Annotated in this window: 21 protein-coding genes and 1 pseudogene; 4 read left to right on the forward strand and 18 right to left on the reverse strand. The window is 73.5% G+C overall.

Annotated elements, in window-relative coordinates:
• Positions 1–21 precede the first annotated feature (21 nt).
• The 3 genes from Ae331Ps2_RS01080 to Ae331Ps2_RS01090 all read right to left on the reverse strand — a co-directional run bounded on the left by Ae331Ps2_RS01080 (position 22) and on the right by Ae331Ps2_RS01090 (position 4,186).
• Complete coding sequence (locus tag Ae331Ps2_RS01080; protein ID WP_020627651.1) at positions 22–1,509, reverse strand: amino acid permease; 1,488 nt, start codon at positions 1,507–1,509, stop codon at positions 22–24.
• A 162-nt stretch (positions 1,510–1,671) separates the two neighbouring features.
• Positions 1,672–2,220: a GNAT family N-acetyltransferase gene (locus tag Ae331Ps2_RS01085; protein WP_020627652.1), complete on the reverse strand. Its 549-nt coding sequence runs from the start codon at positions 2,218–2,220 to the stop codon at positions 1,672–1,674.
• Positions 2,213–4,186: a TIGR03960 family B12-binding radical SAM protein gene (locus Ae331Ps2_RS01090; protein ID WP_020627653.1), complete on the reverse strand. Its 1,974-nt coding sequence runs from the start codon at positions 4,184–4,186 to the stop codon at positions 2,213–2,215. The genes Ae331Ps2_RS01085 and Ae331Ps2_RS01090 overlap by 8 nt, the downstream gene beginning before the upstream one ends.
• Before the next feature lie 186 nt (positions 4,187–4,372).
• Here Ae331Ps2_RS01090 and Ae331Ps2_RS01095 point away from each other — a divergent pair, with 186 nt between their 5' ends.
• A complete protein-coding gene (locus tag Ae331Ps2_RS01095; RefSeq protein ID WP_233147473.1) occupies positions 4,373–5,548 on the forward strand; it encodes an acyl-CoA dehydrogenase in 1,176 nt (391 codons plus the stop codon).
• A 7-nt stretch (positions 5,549–5,555) separates the two neighbouring features.
• Here Ae331Ps2_RS01095 and Ae331Ps2_RS01100 read toward each other — a convergent pair whose 3' ends face one another.
• Entirely contained in the window at positions 5,556–6,314 is a 759-nt protein-coding gene (locus tag Ae331Ps2_RS01100; protein ID WP_075313031.1) for a helix-turn-helix domain-containing protein, read from the reverse strand.
• Positions 6,315–6,503: 189 nt separating this feature from the next.
• Here Ae331Ps2_RS01100 and Ae331Ps2_RS01105 point away from each other — a divergent pair.
• Positions 6,504–6,836: pseudogene (locus tag Ae331Ps2_RS01105) on the forward strand (nuclear transport factor 2 family protein); the annotation flags it as partial.
• A 122-nt stretch (positions 6,837–6,958) separates the two neighbouring features.
• Here the strand turns inward: Ae331Ps2_RS01105 and Ae331Ps2_RS01110 are convergent.
• On the reverse strand, positions 6,959–8,140 hold the full coding sequence (locus tag Ae331Ps2_RS01110) for an acyl-CoA desaturase (RefSeq protein WP_020627657.1): 1,182 nt from the start codon (positions 8,138–8,140) through the stop codon (positions 6,959–6,961).
• A gap of 43 nt (positions 8,141–8,183) precedes the next feature.
• On the reverse strand, positions 8,184–9,242 hold the full coding sequence (locus Ae331Ps2_RS01115; RefSeq protein WP_083695107.1) for a ferredoxin reductase: 1,059 nt from the start codon (positions 9,240–9,242) through the stop codon (positions 8,184–8,186).
• Between the two features lie 87 nt (positions 9,243–9,329).
• Between Ae331Ps2_RS01115 and Ae331Ps2_RS01120 the strand changes: the two genes are divergently transcribed.
• Complete coding sequence (locus Ae331Ps2_RS01120) at positions 9,330–10,130, forward strand: MerR family transcriptional regulator (RefSeq protein WP_075311301.1); 801 nt, start codon at positions 9,330–9,332, stop codon at positions 10,128–10,130.
• Positions 10,131–10,200: 70 nt separating this feature from the next.
• On the opposite strand, the gene dapA is transcribed toward Ae331Ps2_RS01120, so the two are convergent.
• The 12 genes from dapA to Ae331Ps2_RS01180 form a co-directional block, all read right to left on the reverse strand.
• Positions 10,201–11,079, reverse strand: a complete 879-nt coding sequence (gene dapA, locus Ae331Ps2_RS01125) for a 4-hydroxy-tetrahydrodipicolinate synthase (protein ID WP_020627660.1) — start codon at positions 11,077–11,079, stop codon at positions 10,201–10,203.
• Between the two features lie 78 nt (positions 11,080–11,157).
• The gene (locus Ae331Ps2_RS01130) at positions 11,158–11,934 is read right to left on the reverse strand and encodes a hypothetical protein (RefSeq protein ID WP_075329676.1); all 777 of its coding nucleotides are present in this window, start codon (positions 11,932–11,934) and stop codon (positions 11,158–11,160) included.
• 75 nt (positions 11,935–12,009) lie between these two features.
• On the reverse strand, positions 12,010–12,534 hold the full coding sequence (locus tag Ae331Ps2_RS01135; RefSeq protein WP_075311299.1) for an N-acetyltransferase: 525 nt from the start codon (positions 12,532–12,534) through the stop codon (positions 12,010–12,012).
• Complete coding sequence (gene ndk / locus Ae331Ps2_RS01140; RefSeq protein ID WP_043281923.1) at positions 12,531–12,941, reverse strand: nucleoside-diphosphate kinase; 411 nt, start codon at positions 12,939–12,941, stop codon at positions 12,531–12,533. Before ndk ends, Ae331Ps2_RS01135 begins: the two co-directional genes overlap by 4 nt.
• A 45-nt stretch (positions 12,942–12,986) precedes the next feature.
• Entirely contained in the window at positions 12,987–13,379 is a 393-nt protein-coding gene (locus tag Ae331Ps2_RS01145) for a type II toxin-antitoxin system death-on-curing family toxin (protein WP_075311297.1), read from the reverse strand.
• A complete protein-coding gene (locus tag Ae331Ps2_RS01150; protein ID WP_051050452.1) occupies positions 13,376–13,582 on the reverse strand; it encodes a ribbon-helix-helix protein, CopG family in 207 nt (68 codons plus the stop codon). Before Ae331Ps2_RS01150 ends, Ae331Ps2_RS01145 begins: the two co-directional genes overlap by 4 nt.
• 34 nt (positions 13,583–13,616) lie before the next feature.
• The gene (locus tag Ae331Ps2_RS01155) at positions 13,617–14,027 is read right to left on the reverse strand and encodes a DUF4233 domain-containing protein (RefSeq protein ID WP_020627666.1); all 411 of its coding nucleotides are present in this window, start codon (positions 14,025–14,027) and stop codon (positions 13,617–13,619) included.
• Positions 14,024–15,745, reverse strand: a complete 1,722-nt coding sequence (locus Ae331Ps2_RS01160) for a folylpolyglutamate synthase/dihydrofolate synthase family protein (protein ID WP_075329677.1) — start codon at positions 15,743–15,745, stop codon at positions 14,024–14,026. Before Ae331Ps2_RS01160 ends, Ae331Ps2_RS01155 begins: the two co-directional genes overlap by 4 nt.
• A 7-nt stretch (positions 15,746–15,752) precedes the next feature.
• Positions 15,753–18,389 (reverse strand): valine--tRNA ligase, encoded by a 2,637-nt coding sequence (locus Ae331Ps2_RS01165; RefSeq protein ID WP_075311293.1) that lies wholly within the window; start codon positions 18,387–18,389, stop codon positions 15,753–15,755.
• Between the two features lie 55 nt (positions 18,390–18,444).
• Positions 18,445–19,788, reverse strand: coding sequence for an acetamidase/formamidase family protein (locus Ae331Ps2_RS01170; protein ID WP_051050458.1), 1,344 nt, complete (start codon positions 19,786–19,788; stop codon positions 18,445–18,447).
• Positions 19,789–19,833: 45 nt separating this feature from the next.
• A complete protein-coding gene (locus Ae331Ps2_RS01175; RefSeq protein WP_139318970.1) occupies positions 19,834–20,406 on the reverse strand; it encodes a hypothetical protein in 573 nt (190 codons plus the stop codon).
• Positions 20,406–21,602: an MFS transporter gene (locus Ae331Ps2_RS01180; RefSeq protein WP_075311291.1), complete on the reverse strand. Its 1,197-nt coding sequence runs from the start codon at positions 21,600–21,602 to the stop codon at positions 20,406–20,408. Before Ae331Ps2_RS01180 ends, Ae331Ps2_RS01175 begins: the two co-directional genes overlap by 1 nt.
• 63 nt (positions 21,603–21,665) lie before the next feature.
• Here Ae331Ps2_RS01180 and Ae331Ps2_RS01185 point away from each other — a divergent pair, with 63 nt between their 5' ends.
• Positions 21,666–22,088 carry a PPOX class F420-dependent oxidoreductase gene (locus tag Ae331Ps2_RS01185; RefSeq protein ID WP_075311289.1) on the forward strand — a complete coding sequence of 141 codons (423 nt, stop codon included), beginning with the start codon at positions 21,666–21,668 and terminating at the stop codon, positions 22,086–22,088.
• Positions 22,089–22,173: the final 85 nt, after the last annotated feature.

Here is a 22,173-nt window from a genome sequence, read left to right on the forward strand (position 1 = left end):
TAGAGACCGGGCCCGGTCCGGTCAGCCGCGGTGCGGCGGGTGCGGCCGGTCGGCGCGGACCGGGAAGGCGCCGGTGTAGCCCATCCGCTCCTGTGCGGCCTCGCGGACCCGGGTCCGCACCCGGAACCAGCCGATCGTCAGCAGCACCGCCAGCACCGGGATGGAGGCGACGGTGAAGGTCCCGACCGGGTAGTCGAAGCCCATCAGCACCAGCACCCCGAGCAGGAAGACCAGGACCGCGTAGCCGGTCCACGGCGAGCCGGGCAGCCGGAACGAGGGCCGGGTGAGGATGCCGGACTCGGTCATCCGCACGAACCGGATCTGGCAGAGCACGATCGTGGCCCAGCTGGCGAGGATGCCCAGCGAGGCGATGTTCAGCACGATCTCGAAGGCCTGCTCGGGGACCACCGCGTTCAGCCCGACGCCGAGCAGGGTGATCACCGCGGTCAGGCCGATGCCGCCGTAGGGCACGCCCGACTTGTTCATCCGGCCGGTGAAGCCCGGCGCCGACCCGTTCATCGCCATCGAGCGCAGGATGCGACCGGTCGAGTACAGCCCCGCGTTGAGGCTGGACAGCGCGGCGGTCAGAACCACCAGGTTCATCACGGTGCCGGCACCGGGCACGCCGATCGAGTCGAAGAACGTGACGAACGGGCTGACGCCCTCGCGGTAGGCGGTGTAGGGCAGGAGCAGGCCGAGCAGCACCAGCGAGCCGACGTAGAAGAGCGCGATGCGCGCGATCACGGAGTTGATCGCTCGGGGCATCACCTTCTCCGGGTTCTCGGTCTCCCCCGCCGCGGTGCCGACCAGCTCGGTCGCGGCGTAGGCGAACACCACGCCCTGGGTGATGACCACCGCGGCGAGCAGGCCGTTGGGCAGCAGACCGCCGTTGTCGGTGATCACCGAGATGCCGGTCTCGGCGCCCTGGATCGGGAACCGTCCCGCGAGGAACACCGTGCCCACCACCAGGAAGGCCACCAGTGCGATCACCTTGACCAGCGCGAACCAGAACTCCAGCTCGCCGAACAGCTTCACCGAGACCAGGTTCGCCGCCAGCACCACGACCAGGGCGATCAGGGCGATCAGCCACTGCGGGGCGTCGGAGAAGGCGCCCCAGAACTTCATGTAGAGCGCGATCGCCGTCACGTCGACGATGGAGGTGAAGGCCCAGTTGAGGAAGTACAGCCAGCCGGCCACGTAGGCCGCCTTCTCGCCGTAGAACTCGCGGGCGTAGGAGACGAACGACCCCGACGACGGCCGGTGCAGCACGAGCTCACCGAGCGCCCGCAGGATCAGGAACACGAACACGCCGCAGACCGCGTAGACCAGCGCCAGCGCGGGGCCCGCCGAGGCGAGCCGGCCGCCCGCACCGAGGAACAGTCCGGTTCCGATCGCACCTCCGATGGCGATCATCTGGAGCTGCCGTTTCCCCAGACCCTTGTGGTAGCCCTCCTCCTCGTGGGAGAAGTCCGGGCGGTTGCTGCCCGCCGGGTCGTGCGTCGTCGCCATGTGGTCCCCCCACGCCGGATCCGGACGCCGTCGCGCCCGGTGCGGCCAGACCCTAGTTCGACGTTTCCCGTGAGATCACGTGCCCCTGTGACCGTCGCGTATCCGATCCGGACACCACGGGACGGAGCCGACCGGACGGACGCGAACGCGAGGGCGGCCCCCTCAGTCGCCCAGGACCAGCAGGGTGTCACCGGCCGGCCGGAACCCGGCACGTCGGTAGAACGCGGCGCTGCCCGCGGTCGGGGCCAGCATCAGCCGCCGGTACCCACGGGCCCTGGCGTGGGCGACGACCGCGGCGAGCAGCGCCCGCGGCACGCCGGCCTCGGTGAACGCGGCCAGGACGAAGGCGTTGCCGACCTGCCCGCTGCGCGTGCCGCGGGCCCCGGGGCGGGGCATCTGGACGGTCTCCAGCACGTTGATCGACCCGACCGGTGTCCAGCCGGCACGGTCGCTGCCCGCCTCGGCCACCCAGAACGCGCGCCGCGGCTGCTCGACCCGCCACCAGGCGGCGAAGGACTCGGCGAACGAGGGGTCCTCGACCGGCCGCCCGGCGCGCTCCTCCAGCCAGAGCCGACGCAGCCTGCCGAGCGCGGCGACGTCGCGCTCGTCGGCGACCCGGACCCGCAGGCGTCTGCCGCCGTACTCCCAGGACGACCCGTCGGCGCCGGCGAGGGCCGGGTCCGGGATCGAGGACAAGCCGTTCTCAGTCACCCGGGCGTGCGTCCCCGAGCGACCCCGCGGCCGAGGCCGTCGGGTTGACCACGGTCAGCGGCAGCAGGGTGGTCCCGCTGGGGCCGACCTCGATGTCGGTCCCGGTGGACGGGCACACGCCGCAGTCGAAGCACGGCGTCCACCGACAGTCGTCCTGCTCGCGGCCGGCCAGCGCGTCCTGCCAGTCCTCCCACAGCCAGTCCCGCTCCAGGCCGGAGTCGAGGTGGTCCCAGGGCAGGATCTCGTCGGCCCCGCGCTCGCGGACGGTGTACCAGTCCAGCGACACACCCTGCGGCTCCAGCGCCTCGGCGGCGGAGTCGACCCAGCGGCGGTAGGAGAAGTGCTCGGACCAGCCGTCGAACCGGCCGCCGTCGCGCCAGACCTTCTCGATGACGGCGCCGACCCGGCGGTCGCCGCGGGCGAGCAGTCCCTCGATCAGCGATGGCTCGCCGTCGTGGTAGCGCATGCCGATGTTGCGCCCGATCCGCCGGTCGGAGTTGACGGCCTCGCGCAGCTTGCGCAGCCGGGCGTCGACGACCTCCGGGGCGCACTGGGCGGCCCACTGGAACGGGGTGTGCGGCTTGGGCACGAACCCGCCGATGGAGATGGTGCAGCGGACGTCGTTGCGCCCGGACGCCTCGCGGCCCGCCTTGATCACGCGGTGCGCCATGCCCGCGATCTCCAGGACGTCCTCGTCGGTCTCGGTGGGCAGCCCGCACATGAAGTACAGCTTCACCTGCCGCCAGCCCTGGGAGAACGCCTCGGCGCAGGTGCGGATCAGGTCGTCCTCGGAGACCATCTTGTTGATCACCCGGCGGATCCGCTCGGAGCCGCCCTCGGGGGCGAAGGTCAGCCCGGAGCGGCGGCCGTTGCGGGAGATCTCGTTGGCCAGGTCGATGTTGAACGCGTCGACCCGGGTGCTCGGCAGCGACAGCGAGGTGTTGGTGCCCTCGTAGCGGTCGGCGAGGCCCTTGGTGATCTCGGCGATCTCGGAGTGGTCGGCGCTCGACAGCGACAGCAGACCGACCTCGTCGAAGCCCGAGGCCCGCACGGCGGCGTCGACCATCTCCCCGACGCCCTGCAGCGACCGCTCCCGCACCGGGCGGGTGATCATCCCCGCCTGGCAGAACCGGCAGCCGCGGGTGCAGCCGCGGAAGATCTCGACGCTGGCCCGCTCGTGGACGGTCTCGGCCAGCGGGACCAGCGGCTTCTTCGGGTACGGCCACTCGTCGAGCTCGATGGTGGTGCGCTTCTGGACGGTGGCGGGGACCCGCTCGTCGACCGGGGTGACCGCGGCGATGTGGCCGTCCTCGGCGTAGGTCACGTCGTAGAGGGAGGGCACGTAGCAGCCCGGCGTCGACGACAGCCGCAGCAGCAGCTCCCGGCGCCCACCCGGGCGTCCCTGCGCCTTCCAGTCGCGCACGACGTCGGTGATGTCGCCGACGACCTCCTCGCCGTCACCGAGCGCGGCGACGTCGACGAAGTCCGCGACCGGCTCCGGGTTGAACGCCGCGTGCCCGCCGGCGACGACGACCGGGTGGGTCTCGTCGCGGTCGCGGGCGTGCAGCGGGATCGCCGCCAGGTCGAGCGTGGTGAGCAGGTTGGTGTAGCCGAGCTCGGTGGAGAAGGAGACGCCGAGGACGTCGAAGTCACCGACCGCGTGGTGGGCGTCGACGGTGAACGACGGCACCCCCGACTCGCGCATCAGGGCCTCGAGATCGGGCCAGACCGCGTAGCAGCGCTCGGCCAGCGCGTCGGCGCGCTCGTTGAGGACCTCGTACAGGATCTGGACGCCCTGGTTGGGCAGGCCGACCTCGTAGGCGTCCGGATAGAGCAGTGCCCAGCGGACGGCCGCGGAGTCCCACGGCTTGACCTGCGAGTTCCCCTCACCGCCGACGTACTGCACCGGCTTGGCGACGCGGGGCAGGATCGGCTCCAGGGCGGGGAAGACGGAGGTGGGTGCCACGCTGCACCAGGGTAGCCACCTCCGTTCGGGGCGAACCGGCGGGTCGTGTCCGACCGGACACGGACCGTCGGCCGCCCGCACACCGGCTGAGGCGCGGGTCACGGCGGCCCACGGGGCGGGAGACCTACGCTCGCCTCCCGACCCTGTTCCCCACGTGTGTCGTCCCCGAGCTCCCAGGAGACCCCCGTGTCCGTGACCGACGCCGAGCTGCACGCCCGGTTCCGCCCGCTGTTCGACCGGATCGCCGCCGGTGCGGTCGAACGCGAGCTGAACCGGCGCCTGCCCGTGGCGGAGATCGCCGCCCTGCGCGACGCCGGGTTCGGCGCCGTCCGGCTGCCGGTGGAGGCCGGCGGCGCGGGCGCCTCGCTGCGCCAGCTGTTCGGGCTGCTCGTCGAGCTGGGTGCGGCGGACTCGAACATCCCGCAGGCTCTGCGGACCCACCTCCTGTTCACCGAGCTGTGGTCGGCAGGCGCCGCGGACGACCCGGTGCTGCGCGGGCGGGTGGAGCAGATCGCGGCCGGACGGCTGGTCGGCAACGCCATCTCCGAGCGCGGCGGGGTGGTGCGCAACTCCGCCACCACGGTGCTCCGCCGCGACGGGGACAGGCTCCTGCTCGACGGCGAGAAGTTCTACTGCACCGGGACCCTCTACGCCGACCTGGTCGACGTCGTCGCCCTCGACGAGAACGGCGAGCGGGTGACCGTGCTGGTCGAGACGACCGCCCCGGGTGTCGAGCGGGTCGACGACTGGCGCGGCTTCGGGCAGAAGCTCACGGCCAGCGGCACCACCCGGTTCATCGCGGTGGAGGTCGACCCGGTCCAGGTGCGGCCCGCGCCGACCGACGTGCACCAGCCGGTCCGGCAGGCGTTCCTGCAGCTCGTCCAGCTCGCGGCACTGGCCGGGATCGCCCGGCGCGCCGCCGACGACGCCGCCGGCTACGTGCGCGACCGGCGCCGCAACTGGCCCTACGGCAACGCCGACCTGCCCAAGGACGACCCGCTGGTGCAGCAGGTCGTCGGCAGGGTCGACGCAGCCGCGTTCACCGTCGCCGCCGTGGTCGACGCCGCGGCGGCCTCGCTGGAGCGGGCGCTCACCGATCCCGGACACGGCCCGACGGCCGAGCTCGACGTGTACCGGGCCCAGTCGACCGTGCCCCAGCTGGTCCTGGACGCGACCTCGGAGCTGTTCGAGGTGGGTGGCGCCTCCACGGTCGACGTCGACCGGGCGCTGGACCGGCACTGGCGCAACGCCCGCACCCTCGCGGTGCACAACCCGATCGTCTACAAGCAGCAGGTGATCGGGGACTCGGTGCTGAACGGGACGGTGCCGGTGCTGTCGCTGTCCTCGGGTGTCGCGGGCTGAGCGGGGCTCAGCGGCCGGCGCGGCGGGTGAGGGCGGCGCGCGTCGCGTCGTCCGCGGGCAGGAAGGTCTCCAACGCCAGCTCGGCGAGGGTGACGTCGTGCGGTGCGCCGAAGGTCGAGATCACCGAGTGGAACGTCAACGTGCCGTCGTCGGTGTCGAGGACCAGCGGCAGCAGCACGTCCGAGCCCGGCGACGGCAGCGCGGTCTCCCCCGGTCCGGGGTAGCCCCGGCACTCGGCGAGCAGCGCGACGAGCCGCCGGTCCGCGGTCATCCGCACCTGCCGTTCGAGCCGGTGCAGCAGGTGCTCCCGCCACTGGGCCAGGTTGCGGATGCGCGGCGCGAGCCCGGCGGGGTGCAGGCAGACCCGGTGCACGTTCGGCGGCGGCCCGAGCACCGCCGGGTCGAGGCCGGTGAGCAGCGCCGAGGCCGCGGCGTTGGCGAGCCGGACGTCGCCCCACCGGTCCACGACGAGGGCCGGGTACGGATCGTGCCCGGCGACGAGCCGCGCCAGCGCGTCCCGCACGGGCGCGAGATCCGGGTCGTCGAGCGACCGCTCGGCGTAGGCGGGCGCGTAGCCGGCGGCCAGCAGCAGCGCGTTCCGCTCCCGCAGCGGGATCTCCAACGCCTCGGCGAGTGCGCCCAGCAGCTCCCGGCTCGCGCCCGAACGCCCGGTCTCGACGAAGCTGAGGTGCCGCGCCGAGACCCCCGCCGCCAGTGCCAGGTCGAGCTGACTGCGCCGGCGGCGGCCCCGCCAGAACCGCAGCATCTCCCCCGGTCCGGCGGTGCGGGCGGGGCGCGCGTCGGTGTCGCTCACCGGCCCGACGCTAGCCCGGCCCGGACGCCGCGACGACTACCTGCGGGGTAGGTGGATCCGATTACCCCGCAGGTCATCGCGCCGCGGCGCCGGCGGCAGCAGGCTCGGTGCCGACCGGACCACACCACCCAGGAGGTAGGGATGACCGACTTCACCACCCTCGCCGAGCGCTACGTCGCGACGTTCAACGAGGCCGACCCGGCGGCGCGGAAGGCCCGCGTCGCCGAGCTGTTCACCACCGACGTCCGCTACACCGACCCGCTCGCCGACGTCACCGGGCACGACGGCGTCGCCGGGTTCCTGGGCGCGGCCCGGGAGAAGCTGGCCGGGTTCGAGTTCCGGCTGGACGGCGAGGTCGACGCGCACCACGACCACGCGCGGTTCCGCTGGCAGGCGGCGCCGCCGGAGGTCTTCGCCTCGGGTGCCGAGCCCCCGGTGGTCGGGTTCGACGTCGTCGTGACCAACGGCGACGGCCGGATCGCGCAGGTGCACGGCTTCCTCGACGTCGTCCCGGACCTGTATGGCCCGCCCTGCGCCCACGACGGCGGCGGGCCGGGATCCGGTCCGCCGCCGCGGGACGAGCAGCGCGGCCGCGGTCAGCGCTTGCCGTTCGGCAGGGCCAGTCGGTTGATCGTGCCGAGCACCTGCATGTACTGCTTCCACAGCGGCCCGGTCGTGTACTCCAGCCCGTACTCCCGGCACAGCTCCCGTACCTCGGGGGCGATCTCGGCGTAGCGGTTGCTGGGCAGGTCGGGGAACAGGTGGTGCTCGATCTGGAAGCTCAGCTGCCCGGTCATCAGGTGGAAGAACCGGCCGCCGTCGAGGTTGGCCGAGCCCAGCAGCTGACGGACGTACCACTCGCCGCGGCTCTCGTCCTCGAGCTGCTCCTCGGTGAACTGCACCGCCCCGGTCGGGAAGTGCCCGCAGAAGATCACCGCGTGCGACCACACGTTGCGCACCAGGTTCGCGGTCACGTTGCCCGCGAGCACCGGCAGGAAGAACGGCCCGGCCAGCGCGGGGAACGCGACGTAGTCCTTCAGGATCTGGCGCCCGGTCTTGCGGCCGATCGACTTGACCTGCTCCCACACCCGGCTCAGCGGCTTCTGCCCCGCCACGACCTTCTCGACCTCGAGGTCGTGCAGCGCGACGCCGTACTCGAAGAACAGGCTGAGCAGGAAGTTGTAGAGCGGGTTCCCGAGGTAGTACGGCGTCCACCGCTGCTCCTCGGACAGGCGCAGGATCCCGTAGCCCACGTCGCGGTCCTTGCCGACGACGTTGGTGTAGGTGTGGTGCATGTAGTTGTGCGAGTGCTTCCACTCCGCCGAGGACGAGACGTTGTCCCACTCCCAGGTCGACGAGTGGATCTTCGGGTCACGCATCCAGTCCCACTGGCCGTGCATGACGTTGTGCCCGATCTCCATGTTCTCGAGGATCTTGGCGATCGAGAGCATGGCGGTACCGGCGATCCAGGCCGGCGGCAGGACCCCGGCGAACAGCAGCGCGCGGCCGCCGATCTCCAGCGCCCGCTGCTTGCGGATGACGCCGCGGATGTACTCGGCGTCGGACGCGCCGCGCTCGGCGAGGACACGGTCGCGGATGGCGTCGAGCCGGCGGCCGAGCTCCTCGATCTGCTCGGCGGTCAGCTCGGTCGTGGCCTGCACGTCCTCGCGACGCGAGGAGGGCACGAGCTCCAGCACCGGGCGCTGCGGGTGCTGCTCGCGGCCGGTCTCCTCCGGGCCGGGCTCGAGGTGCGCGGGGTTCTCCAGGACGGCGGTCATGAGGACCTCCTTCGGTCGGAGCGGAAGATCAAGGGCGGAAGGATCAGGGAAGGTCGATGCGGGCGGGCCCGCACGCGGAGTTGATGCAGGTCTGGACGAGGTCGCCGGGCTCGCCGTGCGCCTCGCCGGTGCGCAGGTCGCGTACCTTGCCCTCGCGCAGCGGCAGCACGCACCCGAAGCAGATGCCCATCCGGCAGCCGCTGGGCATGAGCTTCCCGGCCGCCTCACCGGCTTCGAGGAGGCTCTGCCCCGGCTCGACGACGACGTCGCCGCCGCCGAGGTCGACGGTGCCGCCGGTGCCCTCGGTGGCGCGGGCCGGCGGGGTGAAGCGCTCGGCCACGATGCCGTCCCAGGCGCCCTCCAGGGCGTCGAGCAGGCCGTCGGGGCCGCAGGCGTAGACGGTGCGGTCCGCCCGGTCGGCGACGACGGTGTCGATCGTCGCGGGGTCGAGCCGCCCGGAGACGGCGCTGTGGCGCAGCACAACCCGCAGCGACGGGTGCCGCGCGGCCAGTCCGGCGAGCTCGGCGCGGAAGATCGTGTCCTCCGGCGTGCGGGCACCGTGCACCAGCACCACGTCGGGCATCGTCCCGGCGCGGTCGAGCGTGCGGAGCATGCCCATCACCGGCGTGATGCCGCTGCCCGCGGTGACGAACAGCAGCTTCTCCGGGAGCGGGTCGGGCAGGGTGAACTCGCCGGCGGCCTGCTCCAGCTCGACGATCGTGCCGATCGGCAGGTCGCGGACCAGGGTGGGCGACACGGCGCCGCCGTCGACCTCCTGCACGGTCACCGTGAGGTGCTCGGCGCCCTCCGGGGAGGTGAGCGAGTAGCTCCGGGTGAACCGGACGCCGTCGACGTCGACGCCGATGCCGACGTACTGGCCGGCGCGGTGCCCGGCCCAGGCCCACCCGGGTTCGATGGTCACCGAGACCGCCCGCCCGGTCTCGCGGCGACGGGCGACGACCCGGCCGCGCAGCGACGTCGTCGACCAGAGCGGGTCGACCAGGGTCAGGAAGTCCTCGGGCAGCAGCGGAGTCGTGAGAGCGCTCGCGGCGGCCAGCAGGCCCCGGCCCCGCGAGGTCGTGCCAGGAGCGGATCGGAACATGACATGAACTCTGCACCATCTGATGTCACATAGCAATCGCCCCCCTCTGATTCCCGTGTCACATGCTCGGCTGTTAATCTCCGTGTCATGGTCGAGGACCCGGAGACGGCGGACTGGCGCACCATCGACGAGCTGGCGCGGTCCAGCGGTGTCACGGTGCGCAACATCCGTGCCTACCAGTCCCGGGGGCTGCTGCCTCCGCCGCAGGTCAAGGCCCGCACGGGCTACTACGGCCCCGGGCACGCGGCACGTCTGGAGCTGATCCAGGACCTGCAGGACGAGGGCGTCAAGCTCGACACGATCAAGAAGCTGCTCGACACCACCGGCGGCTCCACCGAGCAGGTGGTGCAGTTCATCCGGACCGTGCGTGCGCTGTTCGCGCCCGAGGACCGGCAGATCGTGCAGCTCGCCGAGCTCGCCGAGCGGTACCAGAGCACCGACGTCGCCGTCGCCAAGCGCGGGGTCAAGATGGGCCTGCTGCGCGAGCTGGGCGACGACACCTACGAGGAGATCAGCCCGCGGCTGATGAACGCCGCGGCCGAGCTGACCGGGCTCGGCATCCCGATCACCCGCTCGCTCGACGTCGTGGAGCAGCTGCGCAAGCACGCCGACGCCGTCGCGAAGCTCTACGTCGACCTGTTCCTCGGCGAGATCTGGCAGCCCTTCGACGCCGAGGGCCGCCCGGACGACCAGTGGCCGCGCGTCTACGAGACGATCGAGCGGATGCGCCGCATCTCCGGCGAGGTGATGATCGCCGTGCTGGAGCTGGCCGTGGCCGAGCGGGTCGACGTCACCTTCGGCCGCGACATCGTGCGCAACGTGAAGACCACCAGCGCGGGGCCGACGACGGCGACGTCCGAGGACACCGGCGGGTCGGGCGACTCCTGAGGACCGGCGGCACCGGTCGGCAACCGCGGAGCGCACACAGCGCCCCGGAGCGCCCCGGGGCGCCCGGAGCTCAGGACAGCAGGCCCGCGGCCCGCAGCGCGGCGCGGACGTCCTCGTGGTGCCACTCGTCCAGCGGCACCAGCGGCAGCCGGATCCCGCCGGGGATGAGCCCCAGCTCGGTCAGCGCCCACTTCACCGGGATGGGGTTCGGCTCGGAGAACAGCGCCGCGTGCAGACCCGCGAGGTCGGCGTCGAGCGCGGAGGCGGTCTCGGCGTCGCCGGCGACGGCGGCCTTGCACATGCGGGCCATCGTCTCCGGGGCGACGTTCGCGGTGACCGAGATGTCGCCGTGGAACCCGGCGAGCATCGACGCGCGGGCGGTGCCGTCGTCGCCGGAGTACAGCGCGAAGTCGTCCAGGCCCAGCGCGACGAGCTCACGGACCCGGTCCAGGTCGCCCTTGGCCTCCTTGAGGCCGACGATGTTCGGGATCTCCGCGAGCCGGGCCACCGTCGACGGCAGCATGTCGCAGGCCGTGCGGCCCGGGACGTTGTAGAGGTACTGCGGGATGTCGACGGTCTCGGCGATCCGCTTGAAGTGCTGGTAGAGACCCTCCTGCGGAGGCTTGTTGTAGTACGGCGTCACGAGCAGCGCCCCGTCGGCGCCCGCCGCCCGCGCGGCGCGGGTCAGGTGGATGGCCTCGTCGGTGGAGTTCGCGCCGGTGCCGGCGATGACCGGGACGCGGCCGTTCGCGACCTCGATGGTGCGCCGCATGACCTCGGTGTGTTCGAGCACCGACAGCGTCGACGACTCACCGGTCGTGCCGACCGAGACGATCGCGGCGGTGCCCGCGTCGATCTGCCGCTCGACGAGCTCGCCGAGGGCCGTGTGGTCGACCTCGCCGCTGTCGTGCATCGGGGTCACGATCGCGACGATGCTTCCGGTGATCAAGACGGGCCTCCCTGGTACCGCTGCTCCTGCCGGTGCGACGGTAGCAAGCGGGACCGGTGACCCGGTGCGGCTTTCCTCTCAGCCCAGGGCGAGCCGGGCGGGCTGGACCGATCGCGTGATCCGGCGCACCGCCTGCACCGCGATCACCCCCGCGGCGACCGCCGCCACGACGGTCACGGCGATCGGCCGGTCGCCTGCCACGATGCCGAGCAGCGCCCAGCACAGCGCCCCGGCGAAGCCGGCGAACCCGGTGGTGGAGCCGACGACCGACAGCGCGACCGCGGTGAGGATCACCAGCAGCAGGATCGCCGCGACCTGCGGGAGCACCCCGTCCGACGGCAGCCCGACCGCGACGCCGGCCGCCATCAGGCCCAGCACGAGCGCGGCCGAGGACCAGCCGAGGTAGATCGCCAGCGGCAGCCGTGTCGCCAACCGTTCCGGCCACCCGTCGGCGACGCTGCGGGACAGTCGTCCGTACACGACGGCGAGCGCGAGGACGAGCAGGACCAGCAGCACCTCGGCGGTGACCACCCACCGGTTCGAGAAGGCCGCGATCCACAGCGGGTTGAGCACCGCGGTCGCCGCGACCCACCAGCCGATGCGGCGGTGCACCTCGCGGCCGCGCTGGCCGGGCAGCAGGGCGTAGCCGGCGTAGACCAGCACGCCCAGGTAGATCGGGCCCCAGATGGCGAACGCCCAGCCCGCGGCCAGCAGCGGGGTGTCGTAGTCGCGCGCGACGGCGCCGATCGCCGACCCCCCGAACGCCGACACGAGCACCTGCAGGATCGCCAGGACCGCCACGACCACCCCACGGACCAGATCCGCGGTCGTCGGGCGGGGGGTCAGCACGGTCATGCCCACATGGTGGACCGCGGCGGGGGCCTCTGCCATCCGGCTGTCGGGGGGAATCGATCACTCCCGCGGGCCGGGTCAGGCGAGCGGGAGGAAGAACAGGTGCACGTCGCGCGCGTCCTCCGGGGAGAGCCGCACCCCGTTCGGCAGCCTGCCGTACTCGACGAAGCCGCGTGCGGCGTAGAACGCGGGCAGCGGGGTGCCGCCGCGGGCGCCGAGGGTCAGCATCGCCAGGCCCGTCCCACGGGCGTGGGCGACGGCCGCTCCGAGCAGGACCGTGCCGAGACCACGTCCCTGCAGGTCCGGGCGGACCATGAGGCGTTGCACGTCGGCGCGGTGCGCGGCGATGCCGGTGTTCGGGACCAGGAGGACCGTGCCCATCGGGGCGGTCTCCTCCCCCAGTACGAACATCCGGGAGGCGCCGGAGCGGACGGCGTCGATGGTCTGCACCGCCAGTGCGCGGATCTCGTCCGGGTCGGCGCCGGGCACGAAGTCCACGGCGCCGCCGGCCTCGGTCACGGCGATCCAGAGATCACCGAGCGCGGCGGCGGCGCCGGGGTGGGGCTCGACGACCCGGCGGACGGCCGGGACGCCTGCGGTCACAGGTTCGGGAACCAGAGCTTGATCTCCCGGTCGGCCGACTCCGGGGAGTCCGAGCCGTGCACGAGGTTGGAACCGGTCTCCAGGGCGAGGTCGCCACGGATGCTGCCGGGGGTGGCCTTCTCCACCGGGTCGGTGCCGCCGGCGATCTGCCGCCAGGCGGCGATGGCGCGGGGGCCCTCGACGACCGCGGCCAGGACCGGGCCGGAGGTGATGAACGACAGCAGCTCCTCGAAGAAGGGCTTGCCGTCGTGCTCGGCGTAGTGCTGGGCGGCCAGCTCACGGTCCACCGTGCGCAGGTCGAGGGCGACCAGATCGAGGCCCTTGCGCTCGATGCGCGAGACGACCTCGCCGACGAGCTTGCGCGCGACGCCGTCGGGCTTGACCAGGACGAGAGTGCGTTCAGTCACGTGCGACAGGGTAGCGACGACCCGACCGGGGTCCGTCACCCACCGTCACTCGCCCGCCTCCTGGCTCCCGGTGAGCTCCGTCAGCGCGGCGGCGATCGCGGGCAGGTCCCGCAGGCTGCCCTCCGACACCGCGACCACCAGGTCGAACACGGCATCCTGGTCGGGCCGCGGCGGGCACCCGTTCAGCACCAGGAACACGGCGGTGGACGCCCATGCGAGTCGCTTGTTCCCGTCCACCAGGGCGTGAATGCCGCAGATGCTCTGCACCAGGGCCGCTGCCTTGAGGTGCAGGGTCGGGTACGCGTCCTGGCCGAACAGGACGGTCGCGGGCCGGGCGAGCGCCGACTCCAGGAGCCCGAAGTCGCGGACCACCGGCTCCTGCCCGAGTGCCTCCGCGGCGAAGCGCAGCACGTCGGCCAGGGACAGGTAGCGGGTCACGCCCGGCCGAGCCGGTCCAGGGCCTCTCGGAAGTTGTCGGTGACCCAGGCAGCCGCGCGGTCGACCTCGGCATCGTGGTCGTGACGGGCCACGTACTCCCGGACCGCCGCTCGGGCGACCTCCTGCATGGAACGCCCCTCGGCCTCCGCGCGAGCGCGCAGCGACTCGGACTCGGCGTCGGTCAGGCGCAACGTCATGGCCATGTCCCGACGATACCGGATGTGATACCGCCGCGGCTCAGTCCTGCTGCTGCGACGGCAACGTCCCCGCCGCCATCCGCCGGGCCACCTCGCGCCGCATCCACACCAGCACCGCCCAGACGACGATGAACACCGCCGCGATCACCACCAGCGACGGCAGGAACACCAGCGCCGCGACGAGCAGGGCCGCCTGCAGCACCAGCGCGGCGGTGAGACCCCACGGCCGTCGCTGCACCCCCGACGCCAGGATCATCGCGACGGCGATGCCCGCCACGACACCGAAGCCGAGCGCGGTCGATCCGGTGCCGAAGCGCGGGAGCACCAGCAGCGCCAGGAGGACGACGATCGCCTCCAGGATCAGCGTCGCGGCGAACACCCCGCGGGCGCCCTTCATCGGGTCGGTGGGCGGCGGCCGCACACCCTCGGGCACGCCCGGGACGTCGCTCACTCCGGCTCCTTCCCGAACAGTGCCCGCGCCTCGCCGACGGTGACGACCGACCCGGTGACGACGACGCCGACCCCCGACCCGCCCGCCTCCTCGGCGATCTCCCGGGCCTGCTCGAGCGCCTCGGCCAGCGACGGCTCGACGCTGACCCGCTCGGAGCCGAACACCTCGGCCGCGAGCGCGCCCAGCGCGTCGGGGTCCATCGCGCGCGGCGAGGAGTTGGTGGTGACGACGACCTCGTGCAGCGCGGGCTGCAGGCCCTCCAGGATGCCGCGGGCGTCCTTGCCCTCCAGCACCCCGATCACGCCGACCAGCCGGGTGAAGCGGAACTCGGTGCCGAGCGCGCCGGCCAGCGCCTGCGCCCCGGCGGGGTTGTGCGCGGCGTCGAGCAGCACGGTCGGCCGGTCCGGCCCGCCCTCGACGGGTTCGAGCCGCCCGGGTGAGCGGACGGAGGCGAACGCGGCGCGGACCGCGTCGGGGTCGAGGGGCTGCGCGGTGCCGGCGCCGACGAGCGCCTCGGCCGCGGCCAGCGCGACCGCCGCGTTCGACGCCTGGTGCTCACCGTGCAGCGGCAGGAAGATCTCGTCGTAGCGGCCGGACAGACCCTGCAGCTCCAGACGCTGCCCGCCGACGGCGATCTCCCGCTCGACCACGCCGAACTCGGCGCCCTCCCGCGCGACCTGCGCGCCGACCTCGGCGCAGCGCTCCAGCAGGATCTCGGCGACCTTCCGGTCCTGGGCGGCGAGGACGGCGACCGAGCCCTCCTTGATGATCCCGGCCTTCTCGCGGGCGATGTCGGTGATGTCGTCGCCGAGGTACTCGGCGTGGTCGAGCCCCACCGGCAGGACGACGGCGACGTGCGCGTCGGCGACGTTGGTGGCGTCCCAGCGCCCGCCGAGCCCGACCTCGATCACCGCGGCCTCGACCGGGGCGTCGGAGAAGGCGGCGAAGGCCATCCCGGTGAGCACCTCGAACTTGCTGAGCGCGGGCCCGTCGCCGCGCTTGGCGTCGACGAGCTCGACCAGCGGCTCCACCTCGCGGTAGGCGGCGACGTAGCGCTCGGGGGTGACCGGCCGGTTGTCGAGGTTGATCCGCTCGGTGGCGCGCTGCAGGTGCGGGCTGGTGTAGCGCCCGGTCCGCAGCCCGATCTCGGTGAGCAGCGCGTCGACCATCCGGGAGGTGGAGGTCTTGCCGTTGGTGCCGGTCAGATGCACGATCGGGTAGCCGCGCTGCGGGTCACCGAGGGCGTCGCACAGGGCCTGCATCCGGTCCAGCGACGGCTCCATCACCGACTCGGGCCAGCGCCGGTCGAGCGCCGCGTCGACGGCGAGGAACTCGGCGTAGCCGGCGACGGTGGACTGGGCCGGGACGACGTCGGGGTCCCCGCTGCCGCGGATCTCGTCGAGGACGGCCGCGATCACCGCCTCCTGGGCGTCCACCGGGGCGTCGCGCTCGTCGTCCGCGCCCCGTGCGGCGGCGTCCGACCGGTCCTCGCCGTCGTCGGCCTCGTCCCCGTCGTTCGCGTCGTCGGTGTCGGCGGCCCGGTCGGTGTCGCCGTCCGGGTCGCGGTCGTCCTCGGTGTCGCCGTCCGGGTCGCGGTCGTCCTCGGTGTCGCGGCCGAAGCCGCCCTCGGCCCACCGGTCCCCGCCGTAGGTCGGCGAGTCCTCCTCGGTGAAGTCGTTCCCGAGGTCGTGGCCGTAGTCGTCGTTCTCCCTCGCCACGGCGGGATCAGGCCTCCGGGAGCGCGGCGAGCCGCGCGGTGATGCGGTCGATGTCGGCGACGGCGGTCGCGTGCCGGGCACGGATCCCGTCGACGACCTCGGCCGGCGCCTTCTCGGTGAACTTCGGGTTGCCCAGCTTCTTGTCCGCCTGGTCACGCTCCTTCTCCGCGGCGGCGAGGTCGCGGCCGAGCCGGGCCCGCTCGGCGGCGACGTCGATCGCCCCCGAGGTGTCCAGCTCGACGGTGACCGGGCCGCCCGAGGTGGCGATCTCCAGGCTCGCGGTGGTGGAGAAGCCGTCACCGGCCGGGTCGAGGCGGGTGAGGAACCGCAGCGCGCGCTCGTGCGCGGCCAGCCCGGCGTCGCCGAGACCGGTCAGGCGGGCGGCGACGGCCTTGCGGTCGGGCAGCCCCTGCTCGGTGCGGAACCGGCGGACCTCGGTGATGACCTTCTGCGCGTCGGTGACCCGGGCCGTGGCGGCCGGGTCGACCGGCGCACCGGTGTCCCCGGCCGTCGGCCAGGCCGCGGTCACGACGGTCTCGCCGCCGGTCAGCGCGGTCCACAGCGCCTCGGTGACGAACGGCGCGATCGGGTGCAGCATCCGCAGCAGCGCGTCGAGGACGTGCCCGAGGATCGCCCGGGTGCCCGGCTCGGTGGCCGGGTCGTCGAGCTGGGTCTTGCACAGCTCGACGTACCAGTCGGCCAGCTCGTCCCACGCGAAGTGGTAGAGCCCCTCGGTCGCCTTCGCGAACTGGTAGCCGTCGAGCAGCTCGTCGGTCTGCGCGCGGACCTCGGCCAGGCGGCCCAGGATCCAGCGGTCGGCGTCGGTGCGGTCGGCCTCGGCGGGCAGCGGCAGGGCCGGGTCCGCCCCCTTGGACAGGGCGAACCGGGTGATGTTCCAGAGCTTGGTCGTGAAGTTCCGGGACCCGGCGACCCACTCCTCCGACAGCGACATGTCGGTGCCCGGGTTGGAGCCGCGGGCGATGGTGAAGCGCAGCGCGTCCGCGCCGTAGGTGTCGATCAGCGCGAGCGGGTCGATGACGTTGCCCTTGGACTTCGACATCTTCTTGCCGTGCTCGTCGCGGATGAGCCCGTGCAGGTAGACGTCGCGGAACGGGGCCTTCCCCATCACGTAGGTGCCGAACATCATCATCCGGACGACCCAGAAGAACAGGATGTCGTAGCCGGTGACCAGGACCGAGTTCGGGTAGTACTTCGCCAGGTCCGGGGTCTGCTCCGGCCAGCCGAGCGTGGAGAACGGCCACAGCCCGGAGGAGAACCAGGTGTCGAGGACGTCGGGGTCCTGGCGCCAGCCCTCGCCGGACGGCGGCTGCTCGTCCGGCCCGACGCAGACGACCTCGCCGGCCGGGCCGTACCAGACCGGGATGCGGTGTCCCCACCACAGCTGCCGGCTGATCGTCCAGTCGTGCATGTTGTCGACCCAGTCGAAGTACCGCTTGGCCTGCTCCTTCGGGTGCAGGACGGTCTCGCCGGAGCGGACGGCGTCCCCCGCCGAGCGGGCGAGCGGCTCGACCTTGACGAACCACTGCAGGCTCAGCCGCGGCTCGATCGGGACGCCGGTGCGCGAGCAGTGCCCGACCGAGTGCAGGTACGGCCGCTTCTCGGCGACGATGCGCCCCTGCGCGCGCAGCTCCTCGCGGATCGCGGCGCGCGCCTCGAACCGGTCCATGCCGTCGAAGCGGGTGCCGGTCCCGGCGATGGTGCCGGTCTCGTCCATGATCGTCGGCATCGGCAGGTCGTGGCGGCGGCCGACCTCGAAGTCGTTCGGGTCGTGCGCCGGGGTGATCTTGACGGCTCCGGAGCCGAACTCCGGGTCGACGTAGTCGTCGGCGACGACCGGGATCATCCGCCCGGTGATCGGCATCTCGATCTCGGTGCCGACCAGGTGCGCGTAGCGCTCGTCGTCGGGGTGGACGGCGACCGCGGTGTCACCCAGCATCGTCTCGATCCGGGTGGTCGCGACGACGACCGAAGCGTCGCCGTCGCCGTAGCGCATCGAGACGAGCTCGCCCTCGGTCTCGATGTGGTCGACCTCGATGTCGGAGATCGCCGAGCGCAGCGCCGGGGACCAGTTGACCAGGCGCTCGGCCCGGTAGATCAGCCCGTCGTCGAACATCTTCTTGAAGACGGTGGCGACCGCGCGGGACAGGCCCTCGTCGAGGGTGAAGCGCTCGCGGGACCAGTCGACGCCGTCGCCCAGGCGCTCCATCTGCCCGAGGATCGAGCCGCCGGACTCGGCCTTCCACTGCCAGACCTTCTCGACGAACGCCGCACGGCCGATCGCGTGCCGGTCCGGCTCCCCCGCGGCGGCCATCCGGCGCTCGACGACCGACTGGGTCGCGATCCCGGCGTGGTCCATGCCGGGCAGCCACAGCGCGTCGCGCCCCTGCATCCGGGCGCGCCGGGTCAGGACGTCGATGAGCGTGTGGTCCATCGCGTGGCCCAGGTGCAGGCTGCCGGTGACGTTCGGCGGCGGGATGACGATGCAGAACGGGTCGGCGTCCGACGACGGGTCGGCCCGGAAGTACCCGGCGTCGACCCAGCGGCGGTACATGTCGCCCTCTACCTCGCCCGGGGTCCACTTGGCGGGCAGGTCGGCGGTACGCGCTGGCAGGGTCTCGGTCACATGTCAAGTCTACGAGTCGACGGCGACCCGGTTCCCGGCCCCCGGACCGCCGCGCTCAGGACCGGAAGTGCGCCTTGGGGATGACCCCGTGCACCCCGACCGTCCGGTCCACCACCTGCGAGACCGCGAAGTCGGCGGCCGCGGAGAGGTAGGCGTACGCCGTCGCCCGGTCCATGCCCCGGTCGTCCTGCAGGAAGTCGAGTGCGTTGACCACGGCCCGGCGCATCGCGACGTCGAGGTCGGTCCCCTGGCCGCCGGTGCTCCCGTCCGGGTCGGAGAGCCCGATGGGCACCCAGGCGTCCGGGGTCTCGCCGAACGGGTAGCCGAAGGCCACCGAGGGGGCCGTGCCCTCCCCCGGCCGGCAGACGGTGAGCCGGAACGTGGCACGCAGTGAGCCCTCCAGCGCGGTCAGCGCGACCTCCCCGTCGCCCATCGCGAGGTGCGGGTCGCCGACGTGGAACAGCGCCCCCTCCGCGCGGACCGGCAGGTAGAACGCCGAGTCCGGGCCGAGCAGCCGGATGTCGATGTTGCCGCCGCCCAGGGTCGGCGGGATCGAGTTCAGCTCGGGGGCGTTCTCGGCGTCCGCCGCGGCGTGGGCCACCCCCATGGTGCCCATGAACGGGCGCAGCCCGAACGACACCTCCTGGCCCTCGCCGAAGGGCAGGTAGGCCTCCGGGCCGTCCGCGCCGTCGCGGACGGCGGTGAAGACCGAGACGTTGCCGTAGCGCGCGGGGTCGCCGGTCGCACGTCCGTCGGCGGCCGGTGGCGGCATCACCTCGTCGAGGGTGATCCCGGCGGGCGGCGCGCCGGACGCGGTGCGGCCGAGCGCCCCCTTCCCGTGTCTGCTGGAGACCACGCCGTAGGGCACCCGGGGCACCGCGGACAGGGTCTCGACCTTGAGGACGTCGCCGGGGCGCGCGCCCTCGACGAACACCGGGCCGGTGATGACGTGCGGGCCGTCGGCGTCGAAGTCGCGCGGGGTGCGGCGGTAGTCCCTGGCGACCGCGACGGCGTCGGACAGCACGCCGTCGGCCGCGACCCCGTGGCGCCCGAACCAGGCGACCGGGTCCCGGCCCTGGTCCTCCAGGATGCCCTCGTGGGAGACGGTGTCGATGGTGACCGTCTGCCCCGACCGCATCGTGAGCACCGGGGCGGCCCCGATCGCCGGGACGTAGCCCCAGCGCACGTCCGCCGGGTCGGACCCGAGGTAGTGGTCGCCGGGGATGTCGCCCACGCCGGGCTGCAGCGGCCCGTCCGGCAGGGTCGCGGCCACCGGGGCGGGGGCCACGGAGGCACTGCAGCCGACCAGTCCCCCGGCAGCGGTCACGGCCGCGGCCGCACGGAGGAAGTCGCGCCGGCCGAGTGCGGCGAGCAGCGGGCGGGGATCGGGGGGAGCCATGTCCACACCCTCACCCGCGTCCGTTACGTCCGGATCACCGCGCGTTTACGCCCGACCCGTGGGCAGCAGCAGGCACCAGGGCCGCGGCCATCCCAGCACCGCCGCGACGGCCGTCGGGTCCGCCCGGCGGAGCAGGCCCGGATCGAGGGCCCGCACCCGGCCGGAGCCGGGCTCGTAGACGCGCCACCGGCCGTCGTCGTCGATGCCCAGGACCAGAACCCAGTGCCGCGGCAGCCACCGGGACCCGACCAGCAGCGGGACCGGGCCGACGGCGGCGGGCACCGCGGCGAGCGCGTCGCGGGTCGCCGGGCGGATCCGGAACGGTCCGGCGGCGGGCGCGTGCCGGCGCAGCCACGCCCGCATCCCCCACGGCGTCGTCCCCAGCGCACGCGGCCAGAGCCGGTTGGCCTGGCGGTGCGCCGTCCGCTGCGCGGCGGCGAACCGGCCCGCCACCGCGCCGGGCCACCCCGAGCCGGTCAGCGCCGCGGTCACGACCAGCACCGACGGACCGCAGGTGACGCCGTCGACCTGGCCGCCGAGCAGGGTTCCGACGGCCGGGTACCGCGACGCCTCGTCGTCCACACCCCGGAGCCTGCCCGCCCCGGGCGCGGACGGCATCACGGCGCACCGTGGCGGCGGTCCAGCCGCACCGAGACCAGGGCCAGGACGACCGCACCGACCACCAACACCGCGCCGACCAGCGGCGGGGCGGTCAGTCCGAGGCCCCCGGCGATGGCGAGCCCGCCCAGCGCCGGGCCGAGCGCGTTGCCGACGTTGAACGCCGAGGTGTTGGTCGCGCTCGCCAGCGTCGGCGCCGACCCGGCCAGCGCGAAGACCCGGGCGTTCAGCGGGGCCGACGCGACGAAGGCGACGAACCCGAGCCCGACCGCGATCGCCGGTGCTGCTCCGGGCAGCGTCGCCGTGGTCCCCAGCAGTGCGAGCAGGGTCGCGGCACCGCACAGCGCCCCGAACAGCGTCGGCCACGGATGACGGTCGGCCAGGCGACCCCCGAGCAGGATCCCCCCGATCGAGCCCAGCCCGGCGCCGAACTGCACGACGGGCACCCACCCCGGGGCGAGCCCGGCCACGAACACGAGCAGCGCCGCGAGGTAGGCGAGCATCGCGATCATGCCCGCCTGGTAGAGCGCGGTCGTGCCCAGCGCGACCCACAGCCGGAGCCTGCGGAAGGCGACGAGCTCGGCGGACAGTCGTCGCGGCGGCTCCCCGCCCCCGCTGCGCGACACCAGGGCCCCCACCCCGGCCACCCCGAGCAGGGCCAGCGCCGCGATCGCCCAGAACGTCGCGCGCCAGCCGAACTGCTGACCGAGCACGGTGCCCAGCGGGATGCCGACGACGTTCGACACCGTCACCCCCGCCAGCAGCCGGGACAGCGCCCGCGCGCGGTCACCCGGCCCGACCGAGGACACGGTCACCACCGCCGCGACCGCCCAGAACCCGCCGGTGGCCACCGCCGTCAGCACCCGGACCGCCATGAGCAGGGGGTAGCCGGTGCACAGTGCCCCCACGACGTGCAGCACGGCCACGGCGAGCAGCATCGCGACGAGCGTCGTGCGCCGGGGCAGCCGCAGCGTCGCCACCGCCGCGGCCGGGGCCCCGACGACCATCCCGACCGCGAACCCGGAGATCAGGTACCCGGCCGCGGGGATGTCGACGCCGAGGTCCGCGGCCACCTCGGGCAGCAGGCCGGTGAGGACGAACTCGCTGGTCCCGAGGACGAACACGCAGAGCGCGAGGACCGTGACCACCCGCGGTACGGGGCGGCGGTGGACACCGGCGGTCGTCGTGCTCGCCATGTCCGCACCCCAGCACGGTGACGACGCCACCGTCATCCGGTTTCCGGGCCTAGGCTCGCCCGCATGACCGTTCTGACCCCCGAGGTCGTCGAGTTCCTCACCCACGGCACCCGCACCGGCATGCTCGGCTGGACGGCGAAGGACGGGCGTCCGCTCGTCGCGCCGGTCTGGTTCCTCGTCGAGGACGACGCGATCGTGTTCAACACCGGCGCCGACTCCGCGAAGGGCAGGGCGATCGTCCGCGACCCGCGCGTCGTGCTCACCGCTGACCTGCCCGAGCCGCCGTACGCCTTCGTGCAGGTGCAGGGTGTGGCCGAGACGAGCGGGGACCCCGACGAGCTCCTGCGCACCGCCACCGCGCTGGGCGGGCGCTACATGGGCGCGGACCGGGCCGAGGAGTTCGGCCGGCGCAACGGCGTGCCGGGCGAGCTCCTCGTCCGGATCCGCCCGACGAAGGTGATCGCGCACCTCGACATGACCGCCTGAGTTTGACCTGAAGCCGGGTTCAGCCCGCAGGGTCCACCTCCGGACGATGACTTCCGGGAACCGCACCGGTCCGTCCCCCGAGAGG

It is taken from the genome of Pseudonocardia sp. Ae331_Ps2, assembly GCF_001932405.1.
In the GTDB taxonomy this organism is placed as follows: Bacteria; Actinomycetota; Actinomycetes; order Mycobacteriales; family Pseudonocardiaceae; genus Pseudonocardia.

What these genes read in the sequence shown, in the direction of transcription:
- Ae331Ps2_RS01175 (WP_139318970.1), bottom strand. Translation starts at nt 20,406, where the DNA reads ATGCCGTCCGCGCCCGGGGCGGGCAGGCTCCGGGGTGTGGACGACGAG.
- Ae331Ps2_RS01110 (WP_020627657.1), bottom strand. Translation starts at nt 8,140, where the DNA reads ATGACCGCCGTCCTGGAGAACCCCGCGCACCTCGAGCCCGGCCCGGAG.
- Ae331Ps2_RS01080 (WP_020627651.1), bottom strand. Translation starts at nt 1,509, where the DNA reads ATGGCGACGACGCACGACCCGGCGGGCAGCAACCGCCCGGACTTCTCC.
- Ae331Ps2_RS01130 (WP_075329676.1), bottom strand. Translation starts at nt 11,934, where the DNA reads ATGACCGTGCTGACCCCCCGCCCGACGACCGCGGATCTGGTCCGTGGG.
- Ae331Ps2_RS01115 (WP_083695107.1), bottom strand. Translation starts at nt 9,242, where the DNA reads ATGTTCCGATCCGCTCCTGGCACGACCTCGCGGGGCCGGGGCCTGCTG.
- Ae331Ps2_RS01180 (WP_075311291.1), bottom strand. Translation starts at nt 21,602, where the DNA reads ATGGCGAGCACGACGACCGCCGGTGTCCACCGCCGCCCCGTACCGCGG.
- Ae331Ps2_RS01150 (WP_051050452.1), bottom strand. Translation starts at nt 13,582, where the DNA reads ATGGCCATGACGTTGCGCCTGACCGACGCCGAGTCCGAGTCGCTGCGC.
- Ae331Ps2_RS01170 (WP_051050458.1), bottom strand. Translation starts at nt 19,788, where the DNA reads ATGGCTCCCCCCGATCCCCGCCCGCTGCTCGCCGCACTCGGCCGGCGC.
- Ae331Ps2_RS01185 (WP_075311289.1), top strand. Translation starts at nt 21,666, where the DNA reads ATGACCGTTCTGACCCCCGAGGTCGTCGAGTTCCTCACCCACGGCACC.
- Ae331Ps2_RS01120 (WP_075311301.1), top strand. Translation starts at nt 9,330, where the DNA reads ATGGTCGAGGACCCGGAGACGGCGGACTGGCGCACCATCGACGAGCTG.
- Ae331Ps2_RS01100 (WP_075313031.1), bottom strand. Translation starts at nt 6,314, where the DNA reads ATGCTGCGGTTCTGGCGGGGCCGCCGCCGGCGCAGTCAGCTCGACCTG.